This window comes from Aeromonas sp. HMWF017 (genome assembly GCF_003061465.1).
Taxonomy (GTDB): domain Bacteria; phylum Pseudomonadota; class Gammaproteobacteria; order Enterobacterales; family Aeromonadaceae; genus Aeromonas; species Aeromonas veronii.
The window spans coordinates 6,180-16,615 of the sequence record NZ_QAJD01000101.1 but is presented as its reverse complement, the minus strand read 5'-3'; the positions used below and the strand labels follow the sequence as shown (position 1 = coordinate 16,615).

10 protein-coding genes, 1 pseudogene and 1 riboswitch are annotated in these 10,436 nt (G+C 60.7%); of the genes and pseudogenes, 7 read left to right on the top strand and 4 right to left on the bottom strand.

All coding sequences use genetic code 11. The features are described from left to right. From DBR30_RS21995 to DBR30_RS09860, 3 genes are all read right to left on the bottom strand, one after another. The coding region (locus DBR30_RS21995; protein ID WP_308813268.1) for a glycosyltransferase family protein at positions 1 to 324 on the bottom strand (324 nt) is incomplete at its 3' end. Next, positions 321 to 824, bottom strand: a complete 504-nt coding sequence (locus DBR30_RS09865) for a phosphatase PAP2 family protein (protein WP_108540913.1) — start codon at positions 822 to 824, stop codon at positions 321 to 323. The genes DBR30_RS21995 and DBR30_RS09865, both read right to left, overlap by 4 nt. 126 nt (positions 825 to 950) lie before the next feature. Continuing rightward, entirely contained in the window at positions 951 to 1,571 is a 621-nt protein-coding gene (locus DBR30_RS09860; RefSeq protein ID WP_005349170.1) for a TetR/AcrR family transcriptional regulator, read from the bottom strand. A gap of 408 nt (positions 1,572 to 1,979) precedes the next feature. Here DBR30_RS09860 and leuA point away from each other — a divergent pair, with 408 nt between their 5' ends. The 5 genes from leuA to DBR30_RS09835 all read left to right on the top strand — a co-directional run bounded on the left by leuA (position 1,980) and on the right by DBR30_RS09835 (position 7,910). Next, positions 1,980 to 3,542: a 2-isopropylmalate synthase gene (leuA, locus tag DBR30_RS09855; RefSeq protein WP_108540912.1), complete on the top strand. Its 1,563-nt coding sequence runs from the start codon at positions 1,980 to 1,982 to the stop codon at positions 3,540 to 3,542. Between the two features lie 192 nt (positions 3,543 to 3,734). Next, the gene (gene leuB, locus DBR30_RS09850) at positions 3,735 to 4,820 is read left to right on the top strand and encodes a 3-isopropylmalate dehydrogenase (protein WP_108540911.1); all 1,086 of its coding nucleotides are present in this window, start codon (positions 3,735 to 3,737) and stop codon (positions 4,818 to 4,820) included. A 33-nt stretch (positions 4,821 to 4,853) separates the two neighbouring features. After that, complete coding sequence (gene leuC / locus DBR30_RS09845) at positions 4,854 to 6,251, top strand: 3-isopropylmalate dehydratase large subunit (protein WP_108540910.1); 1,398 nt, start codon at positions 4,854 to 4,856, stop codon at positions 6,249 to 6,251. A gap of 12 nt (positions 6,252 to 6,263) precedes the next feature. Further along, a complete protein-coding gene (gene leuD, locus DBR30_RS09840) occupies positions 6,264 to 6,863 on the top strand; it encodes a 3-isopropylmalate dehydratase small subunit (RefSeq protein ID WP_108540909.1) in 600 nt (199 codons plus the stop codon). Positions 6,864 to 6,980: 117 nt separating this feature from the next. Next, entirely contained in the window at positions 6,981 to 7,910 is a 930-nt protein-coding gene (locus DBR30_RS09835) for a hypothetical protein (protein ID WP_108540908.1), read from the top strand. 30 nt (positions 7,911 to 7,940) lie between these two features. Here DBR30_RS09835 and DBR30_RS09830 read toward each other — a convergent pair whose 3' ends face one another. Then, positions 7,941 to 8,231, bottom strand: coding sequence for a PilZ domain-containing protein (locus tag DBR30_RS09830; protein WP_108540907.1), 291 nt, complete (start codon positions 8,229 to 8,231; stop codon positions 7,941 to 7,943). An 89-nt stretch (positions 8,232 to 8,320) separates the two neighbouring features. Continuing rightward, a riboswitch (TPP riboswitch) is annotated at positions 8,321 to 8,411 on the top strand. A 60-nt stretch (positions 8,412 to 8,471) separates the two neighbouring features. Between DBR30_RS09830 and thiB the strand changes: the two genes are divergently transcribed. Then, positions 8,472 to 9,452, top strand: coding sequence for a thiamine ABC transporter substrate binding subunit (gene thiB, locus DBR30_RS09825; protein WP_108540906.1), 981 nt, complete (start codon positions 8,472 to 8,474; stop codon positions 9,450 to 9,452). Beyond that, a pseudogene (gene thiP, locus DBR30_RS21990) lies at positions 9,449 to 10,436 on the top strand (thiamine/thiamine pyrophosphate ABC transporter permease ThiP); the annotation flags it as partial. The gene thiB and the pseudogene thiP, both read left to right, overlap by 4 nt.

Below are 10,436 nucleotides of genomic sequence, written 5' to 3'. Positions count from 1 at the left end.
GGCGTGGGCGGTCAGCGGCTCAAAATCGCTCACCACCAGATCGTATTCGCTGCAGTCGAGAGACCGCAGATCCCGCCAGAAGGTGAGCGGCGAGGCGGCTTGCAGGGTGCGCCACGGAGAAACGCGCCCCTCGTGACTGACAAAAGTGAGGCCGGGAAAGGCGCGGTAGGCGCCGAACTCCTCCATGTCGAAGTAGCGGTCGGCAGGGCGGCCGCTGAAGAGATAATCCACCTCGACCCCTGCCGTGCGCAGCGCCCGCGCCAGGGTGCGACTGCGACTGATATGACCGTTGCCGGTACCTTGCACCCCAAACAGTATCCTCATGAGTGGCTCCAACCGAGCGCCAGCACGGCGCAACCGCCCCCCAGCAGGGCACCGGCAACCAGATCGCTCAGGTAGTGTACCCCAAGCAGCAACCGGGATGCCCCCACCAGCGCCGCCCAGCCAAACAGCAGGGGCGCCCAGAGCGGAAAGCCGGTGACCAGTATGGTGGCCATCAGAAAAGCGGCGGCGGTGTGGCCGGAGGGGAGGCTGTAACGATCGGAAGGAGTGATGAAGACCGGCAAGCCGACCGGCCGTTGCCGTTTCAGGCTGTTTTTCAGCAGCAGATAGAGGGGCAGTTCGATGGCGAAGGCTAGCAGCGCCAGTCGCACCAGCTCCCGCTCTGCCTCCCCCTGCCACCAGAGCAGGGCGGCCAGCACAGCGTAAAGCGGGCCATCGCCGGTGCGGGAAATGAGACGACTCACCCTCGCCTGCTGCCGGTTGTAGCCGTGAAGCAGGCAGACCCGGCACACCTGCAGGTCCCATTGCTGGATCTTGTTCATATCCCCTCCTTCCCTGAATTCTGCTTGCAGAGTAAGAAAGCGGGATGACGTTACGTTGAACAAGGGATAACAGATTTATGAAAAAAGGGCCGAATGGCCCTTTTTAATCTCGATGTTGCGGCAAAATCAGTGGCTGCCGCGAAGACCGGTCTCCATTAGACGGCAGTTGTGGTCCGCCAGACGGGCCATGAAGTGCTCATCCACTTTCAGGCCAAACACCTGCTCGTAGAGATCTTTCATCACGAATGGCTGCCACATCATGCTGAGGAAGGAGATCTTCAGCATGTCGGGATCCAGGTTGTCACCCAGCTCGCCGTTAGACTTCATGGTTTCCAGCAAGGCATCGAACTGCGGCAGCTGGCGTTCCAGCAGGCGGTTCAGCACAAAATCCCGGCCCGGACTCTTCTCGGTCGACAATGCGCTGGAGATGGCAGAGGTCAGCTCGCTGTTGGGCGCCATCACCTGATAGTAGGTGTTGAGCAGCTCGTTGAGGCTGTGATTGCTGTGTTCATCTTGCCAGGCATGGTCGAGGGGCTCGGCGACATCGCCCAGCACCGCTTTGTAAAGACCCTCTTTACTGCCGAAGTAGTAGTGGATCATTGCCAGATTGGAGCCAGCAAGCTCCGCGATTTCGCGTGTAGTCACCTTGCTATAGGGAGTATTGAGAAAACGCTCACGGGCGGCAGCAAGCAACTTGTCACGAATGTCAGAACGTCCGACCGGACGACCAGGTCTACGTTTTTCCATTTAACACCTCAGATAATTCAGCCAATGCTGATAAGTCGATCTGGTTGTGCAGAGAATAGAGCACAGCAGGAATGACCAGATAATCGGTCATGGGCCGAATATGGGACAAGGAAATTTGCAATCCTTTACAATCCGATTAAATACGTCAGCAGATTGCCCCTGACCTTCCGTGTTGACACAGCATAAAAATCTCGATATTGGTAAAAGCGTTATCGACTGGAAGGAATAACAACGTCATGCGTATCGCCACCCCGCTACTACTAATCTCCCTAATCGCGTTAACTCGCGCGGGATCCTTGTAGCCGGGCTAAGGCATAGCCGGAATTTACAAAAACCCGTGCACCCTGCACGGGTTTTTTTATGCCGCCGCAGGATGCACGTTACCGAACTTAGGAAGAGGGAAGTCACATGTCAGATCGGGTCATCATATTCGACACCACCTTGCGTGATGGTGAGCAGGCCCTGGCGGCCAGTTTGACAGTCAAGGAGAAGCTGCAGATCGCCCAGGCACTGGAGCGGCTCGGTGTCGACGTCATGGAGGTGGGCTTCCCGGTCTCCTCTCCCGGCGATTTTCAATCGGTGCAGACCATCGCCCGCCACATCAAAAACAGCCGGGTCTGCGCCCTCGCCCGCGCCCTGCCCAAGGATATCGACGCCGCCGGCGAAGCCTTGCGGGTCGCCGAGGCGTTTCGCATCCACACCTTTATCTCCACCTCCTCCATCCATGTGGAGAGCAAGCTGAAAAAGAGCTTCGAGGATGTGCTGGAGATGGGGGTTGGCGCCATCAAGCACGCCCTGCGCTACACCGATGATGTGGAGTTCTCCTGCGAGGATGCGGGCCGCACGCCGATCGATAATCTCTGCCGCATGGTGGAGGCCGCCATCAAGGCGGGGGCCCGTACCATCAATATCCCCGATACCGTGGGCTACACGGTGCCGACCGAGTTCTCCGGCATCATCCATACCCTGTTCAACCGGGTGCCCAACATCGACAAGGCGATCATCTCGGTCCACTGCCACGACGATCTGGGGCTCTCGGTGGCCAACTCCATCGGCGCGGTGCAGATGGGTGCCCGCCAGATCGAGTGCACCATCAACGGCATCGGCGAGCGGGCGGGCAACTGCTCGCTGGAAGAGGTGGCGATGATCCTCAAAACCCGCGCCGACCTGCTCGGGGGGCAAACTAATATCCGCCACAACGAAATTCATCGCACCAGCACGCTGGTCAGCCAGCTGTGCAACATGCCGGTGCAACCCAACAAGGCGATCGTCGGGGCCAACGCCTTCTCCCACAGCTCCGGCATCCATCAGGATGGGGTGCTCAAGGCGAAAAATACCTACGAAATCATCACTCCCGAGAGCATCGGCCAGACCCAGAACAACCTCAACATGACCTCCCGCTCCGGCCGCCACGTCATCAAGCACCGGATGGAGTCCATGGGCTACGCCGAGAGCAGCTACGACCTCGACCACCTCTACGGCAAGTTCCTGACCCTGGCCGACAAGAAGGGGCAGGTGTTCGACTACGACCTCGAAGCGCTGGCCTTCTTCAGCCAGATCCACGAAGAGCCGGAACACTTCAAGCTGGAGTATCTCGGAGTGCAGAGTGGCAGCTCGGTGCTGGCCACCGCCTCGGTCAAACTGAAGGTGGGTCAGGATCTGATCTGTGAAGCGGCCACCGGCAATGGCCCGGTGGATGCGGTCTACCAGTGCATCAACCGCATCACCGGCTATGAGATCCGCATCGATAAATATGCTCTCAAGAGCAAGGGCGAAGGGGAAGATGCCCTCGGTCAGGTCGATATCGTCGCCGAGTACAAGGGGCGCAAATTCCACGGCATGGGGCTGGCCACCGACATCATCGAATCCTCGGCCCACGCCCTGCTCCATGTGATCAACAGCATCTGGCGCGCCGATCAGGTGGCCGAGCAGATGGAACGCAATAACAGCATCAAATCAGAAACCGTCTGAGCCGAACTCGATACCAAACAGACGGAATGGAATGACAGCATCAAATCGGAAACCGTCTGAGCAGGACTCGCAGCCACACAGACGGCATGGAATGACAACATCGGGACGGGGAACGTCTGAACCGGGAACCGCGCGCAGCGTCGGGAAAAACGGGCAGAGGGATCTCAAAGACAATATCAGGATGGAGAGTGTATGAGCAGTTATCGGATCGCAGTATTGCCGGGGGACGGCATTGGCCCTGAAGTGATGGCCGAGGCCATCAAGGTGCTGGAGAAGGTGCAGGCCAGGTTCGGCCTCGCCTTCGAGTATGATCGCCATGACGTGGGCGGTATCGCCATCGACAACCACGGTACCCCGCTGCCGCAAAGCACCATTGCAGGCTGCGAGGCGGCCGATGCCGTGCTGTTTGGCTCGGTCGGCGGCCCGAAGTGGGAACATCTGCCGCCCAACGATCAGCCGGAGCGTGGAGCCTTGCTGCCCCTGCGCGCTCACTTCAAACTGTTCTGCAACCTGCGCCCTGCCCGTATCTACACCGGTCTGGAGCAGTTCTCCCCGCTGCGCGCCGACATCTCCGATCGCGGTTTTGACATCGCCTGCGTGCGCGAGCTGACCGGTGGCATCTACTTCGGCCAGCCCAAAGGGCGCGAGGGAGAAGGGGCGAACGAGAAGGCATTCGACACCGAGGTGTACCATCGCTTCGAGATCGAACGCATCGCCAAGATCGCCTTCGAATCGGCTCGTGTTCGCCGTGGCAAGGTCACCTCCATCGACAAGGCCAACGTGCTCGCCTCCTCCATCCTGTGGCGTGAGGTGGTCAGCGAGGTCGCCAAGTCCTATCCGGACGTGGCGCTGAACCACATGTACATCGACAACGCCACCATGCAGCTCATCAAGGATCCGTCCCAGTTCGATGTGCTGCTCTGCTCCAACCTGTTCGGCGACATCCTCTCCGACGAGTGCGCCATGATCACCGGCTCCATGGGGCTGCTCCCCTCCGCCAGCCTCAACGAATCGGGTTTCGGCCTGTTCGAACCGGCCGGTGGCTCAGCTCCCGATATCGCAGGCAAAGGGATCGCCAACCCCATCGCCCAGATCCTCTCCGCCGCCCTGATGCTGCGTTACAGCCTGGGCCAAGAGGCTGCCGCCCAGGCCATCGAGCAGGCCGTGGCCCAGACCCTGGCCGAGGGTTACTTCACCGCCGACCTGCATCAGGCCAGCGCCCGCCATCCGGTGCAGAGCACGTCCGAGATGGGCAGCCAGATCGCCGCCCGGATCTGAGCTGAAGAACAGATAACAAGGAAGAGAGAAGCAATGGCCAAGACCCTCTATCAGAAAGTATTCGACGCCCACGTGGTACGGGAAGTGGAAGGGGAAACGCCCCTCATCTACATCGACCGCCACCTGGTGCATGAAGTGACCAGCCCGCAGGCATTTGACGGCCTGCGCGCCATGAACCGCCAGCTGCGCCGCCCGGATCTGACCTGGGCCACCATGGATCACAACGTCTCCACCACCACCAAAGACATCGCCGCCTCCGGCGAGATGGCCCGCATCCAGATGGAGACGCTCGCCGAAAACTGCAAGGAGTTCGGGGTTCGTCTCTACGATCTCAACCACAAATATCAGGGGATCGTCCATGTGATGGGCCCCGAGCTCGGCATCACCTTGCCCGGCACCACCATCGTCTGCGGCGACTCTCACACCGCCACCCACGGCGCCTTCGGCTCACTGGCGTTCGGCATCGGCACTTCCGAAGTGGAACATGTGATGGCGACCCAGACCCTGAAACAGGGTCGCGCCAAGACCATGCGCATTTCGGTCAACGGCAAGCTGGCCGAGGGGATCAGTGCCAAGGACGTAGTGCTGGCCATCATCGGTCAGGTTGGCCATGCCGGTGGTACCGGCTACGTGGTGGAATTCGCTGGCGATGCCATTGCGGGCCTCTCCATGGAAGGGCGGATGACGGTGTGCAACATGGCCATCGAGCTGGGTGCCAAGGCGGGCATGATAGCCCCCGACCAGACCACCATCGACTACATCCGTGGCAAGGAGTTCGCCCCCAAAGGCGAGGCGCTTGAGCAGGCAATCGCCTACTGGCTGAGCCTCAAGAGCGATGAAGGTGCCCGTTTCGATGCCGAAGTGGTGCTGGACGCCGCCGATATCGCCCCGCAGGTCACCTGGGGCACCAATCCGGGTCAGGTGATTGCCGTCAATGAGCCGATTCCGGCACCGGAATCCTTCAGCGATCTGATGGAGCAGCAGTCAGCCCGCAAGGCGCTCGCCTACATGGACTTGCAACCGGGCCAGAAGCTCTCCGACGTCGCCATCGACAAGGTGTTTATCGGGTCGTGCACCAACAGCCGCATCGAGGATCTGCGCGCCGCTGCCGCCATCGCCCGCGGTCGCAAGGTGGCCACTGGCGTGCAGGCGCTGGTGGTGCCGGGTTCCGAGCAGGTGAAGGCGCAGGCCGAAGCCGAGGGTCTGGACAAGATCTTCATCGAGGCCGGTTTTGAGTGGCGCTTGCCGGGCTGCTCCATGTGTCTGGCCATGAACAACGACCGGCTGCAACCGGGGGAGCGCTGCGCCTCCACCAGCAACCGCAACTTCGAAGGACGTCAGGGCCGCGCCGGCCGCACCCATCTGGTGAGCCCGGCCATGGCCGCAGCTGCCGCCGTCACCGGCCGCTTCGCCGACATTCGCGCACTGTAAGAGGACATTTCGATGACAGGATTCAAACAGCATAAAGGGATCGTCGTCCCCCTCGACAGCGCCAACGTCGACACCGATGCCATCATTCCCAAACAGTTTTTGCAAAAAGTAAACCGCATCGGTTTTGGCAAGCACCTGTTCCACGACTGGCGCTTCCTGGACGATGCCGGCCAGCAGCCAAACCCCGAGTTTGTACTGAACCAGCCGCAATTCGCCGGTGCCAGCATTCTGCTGGCCCGCGAGAACTTCGGCTGCGGCTCGAGCCGCGAGCACGCCCCCTGGGCGCTGGCCGACTACGGCTTCAAGACCATCATAGCGCCGAGCTTTGCCGACATATTCTACGGCAACGCCATCAACAACGGCATGGTACCGGTGCGTCTGAAGGAGGAGGAAGTCGACACCCTGTTCCAGCTGGTTGCCGCCCAGCCAGGCATCCAGATTGAAGTGGATCTGGAAGAGAATCAGGTACGTGCAGGTAGCCTCTGCTTCGGTTTCGAGATCGATGAATTCCGCCGTTACTGTCTGCTCAACGGCTTGGATGCCATCGGTCTGACCCTGCAGCACGAGGCCGCCATCAGCGCCTTTGAGGCGAAGCAGCCGAGCTGGATTTAACGCGCCAGTTGAAAAAAAACGAGTAGAATCAACAGGGAGCTTCGGCTCCCTGTTTTACTGTCCGCTACGTTTCCCACTTTGGGCCACCGGAACTGGCCCGTGCCACAGGAAAGGATGATGAAGAGACCGACGGCTATCCCTCTGCTCTGTGCCCTGCTGCTTGCCCTGTCTGCGGGGGCCAGCCAAACCAGCTTCAACAACAGCCTCGGCCAGATCAGCGTCGGCTGGCAGGATAGCGAAGGCAAACCCCAACAGCTCACCTACCGGCTCGAACAGGGCAAGTTGCCGCCTCTCATCGCCTATCGCCCGGCCAGAATGCAGGAGGAGGTGTTGCAGGTGTTGCTGCGGGAGGTGCGCCAGAACTACCCCGAGGTGCAGTTCACCCTCGCCCGTCCCTCGCTGGAGCTGCATCTGAAAAGCCGCAATCAGGACAAGGCGCGCGAGGCGATGGCCTTTCTGCAGTCCAAGCGGAGCAAAGAGGAGCAGGCGTGGCTGACCAAACACTACTTCCAGTACTTCAACACCCCGGACGGGCAGCTGGCGGTGAAGCAGGATCATGTGCGCATCGCGCTGGAGAGTCGCAGCGGGCTGGCTCCGCTGGCGGATCAACTCAAACAGCAGGGCAGCACCGAAACGGAAGCGCGTCAGAAAACCGTGGCCCATATGCTCACCTTTATCCAGAGCATCCCCTATCAGCAGCTCGACAGCCTGAATGGAAGACAGGGCAAGGGCTTTCTCCCGCCCCGTCAGGTGCTGGAGCAGAACCGGGGTGATTGCGACAGCAAGGTAACCCTGATGGCCGCCATGCTGGCTCAGCTCTTTCCAGAGCTGAAACAGGCCATGGTGTTCGTCCCCGGACATGCCCTGCTGGCCGTTGACCTACCCGCCAAGCCGGGGGATGTGACCCTCAACTGGCAAGGGCAGAACTACCTGCTGCTCGAACCTACCGGTCCCGCCACCTTGCCTGCTGGCCAAATCGCATCGACCAGCAAAACGCTGGTCGATAGCAAGCAGTTGAGTGTGCAGCCGGTTCAGGAGAAAGGCTAATCCCCTCCCTCTGCCGATGGGGAGAGAGGATTAACCCTGAGGCAGAAACTCTACCGCCAGCAGCAACCCGATCTCCTCCTCCAGCACCCGGATAATACGGGCATGGGCTTCAAAGGGGGGCAACAGGTTGTTGTTGGTGGCAAGACTGATCCGGATGGGCTGATTGATGTCGAGCTGGTGTTCAGAGACCGCAATCCCCATGCCGTTGGCACTGAGATCCCGGCAGATCCCCTCCAGCACCAGCTGCTGCTGATAGACGGTGACCGGAGCATTGATGACCATGCGCGCAAAGGCACGCCTTTCCTTGGTATTGGTAAGCACGCGAACATCCTCTGTTGGGTGGGCGTCATCTCATGGGTATTGCACAATTGTGCTGGTCTACCCAAAAGAACGTTAATACAATGCGGTTCGTTTCTCAAACGGGGTGCGGTTTACCGCTGAGATTATACCCGTGTACCTGATCCAGATAATGCTGGCGGAGGAATTTGAGGCATGGCGCTCATTTTTTGCGCCCTCACCCGCTGGCACCTCGTTATTAACAAGTAATAGGGAGTGCCACCCATGAAGACCCTGCTGCTGGTCACCACCGGCCTGCTGTCGGCCAATGTGTTCGCCGCCGACACCCTCACCGTCTACACCTACAGCTCCTTCACTGCAGAATGGGGTCCGGGGCCCAAGATCAAACAGGCCTTCGAGAAAGAGTGCGACTGCACCCTCAATCTGGTTTCCCTCGAAGATGGGGTCGCCATCCTCAACCGGCTGCGGCTGGAGGGCAACCACAGCAAGGCCGATCTGGTGCTGGGGCTCGACGATGCCCTCATCAGCGAAGCCAAGCAGAGCGGCCTGTTCGTCTCCCATCCCGCCAAGCTGGATGGCATCAAGGTGCCGGGTGGCTGGCAGGATGACACCTTTGTCCCCTACGACTACGGCTACTTCGCCTTCGTCTACGACAAGAGCAAGCTCAAGACCCCGCCCAAGAGCCTGAAAGAGCTGGTGGAGCGCCCCGATCTCAAGGTTATCTATCAGGACCCCCGTACCTCGACCCCGGGACAGGGGCTGATGCTGTGGATGAAGTCTGTCTACGGTGACAAGGCGCCTGAAGCCTGGGCCACGCTTGCCAAGAAGACCGTCACCGTCACCAAGGGGTGGTCCGAGGCCTATGGCATGTTCCTCGATGGCGAGGCGGACATGGTGCTCTCCTACACCACCTCCCCCGCTTACCACCTGATTGCCGAGAACAAGCCCCAGTATCAGGCTGCCGCCTTCGAAGAGGGTCACTACCGTCAGGTAGAAGTGGCTGCCAAGCTGAAGAGCGCCAAACAGGAGAAGCTGGCTGACCAGTTCCTGCAATTTATGGTGAGCCCCGCCTTCCAGAACGAGATCCCGACCGGCAACTGGATGTATCCCGTTATCGACACACCGCAGCCCAAGGGCTTCGAGCAGATGATCACCGTAGCCAAGCCGCTCGCCTTCAGCAGCGATGAGGTGGCCGCCAATCGCAAAGGGTGGATCCGCGAGTGGCTGCAAGCCGTCACCCAGTGAGCCGTTATCTGAAACCACAGGCTCGTCCCCTCTGGTGGTTGCCGGGCAGTGCAGCCACCCTGTTGATCCTGCTGTTATCCCTCGGGCCGCTCGCGGCCCTGTTGTGGCAGGCCGGGTCGCTGGCCCCCCGCACCCTGCTCGCAGATCCTTATCTACGCCATGTGCTGGGCTTCAGTCTGGGGCAGGCACTGCTATCCACCCTGCTAAGTCTCGGGCTGGCCATTCCGGTGGCCCGCGCGCTGGCGCGGCGCCGTTTCATTGGCCGAACCCTGCTGATCAAGCTATTTGGCCTCTCGCTGGTACTGCCGGTCATCATCGCCATCTTCGGCATAGTAGCGGTACACGGCAAGCAGGGGTGGCTGCCGCAGCTGCTGCGCACCTTGGGGCTGGATCCCGGCAATTATCTCTACGGCCTGTTCGGTATCCTGCTGGCCCACGTTTTCTTCAATATGCCGCTGGCGGCACGCCTGATGCTGCAGAGCATAGAGAGCATCCCCGAATCGAGCTGGCGCCTCGCCAGCCAGCTCGGCATGCGCTCATCCCATATCTTCCGGCTGCTGGAGTGGCCGCTTATCCGCGGCATATTGCCGGGGCTGGCTAGTCTCATCTTTATGCTCTGCTTCACCAGCTTCACCACAGTGCTGGCGCTGGGAGGCGGGCCCAAATCCACCACGCTGGAGGTGGCCGTCTATCAGGCGCTGCGCTTTGACTTCGATCTCGCGACCGCGGGCGGGCTGGCGCTGGTGCAGCTCATCCTGACCGCCGCCCTGCTCGCTCTGCAGCACAAGCTGCAGAGTACCCCGGCCAGCAGGGTGACACCCCGTCGTCCCTGCCTGCGGCCGGATCGCCATCAGCCGGGCGCGGCCGTGGTGGACCTGCTCTCGCTCTGTATCGGGCTCGCCATCTTTCTGCCACCGCTGCTGGCTATCGTGGTGGCCGGCCTCCACCCCGGCCTGCTGACGGCGCTCACCTCCAGCAAGCTAT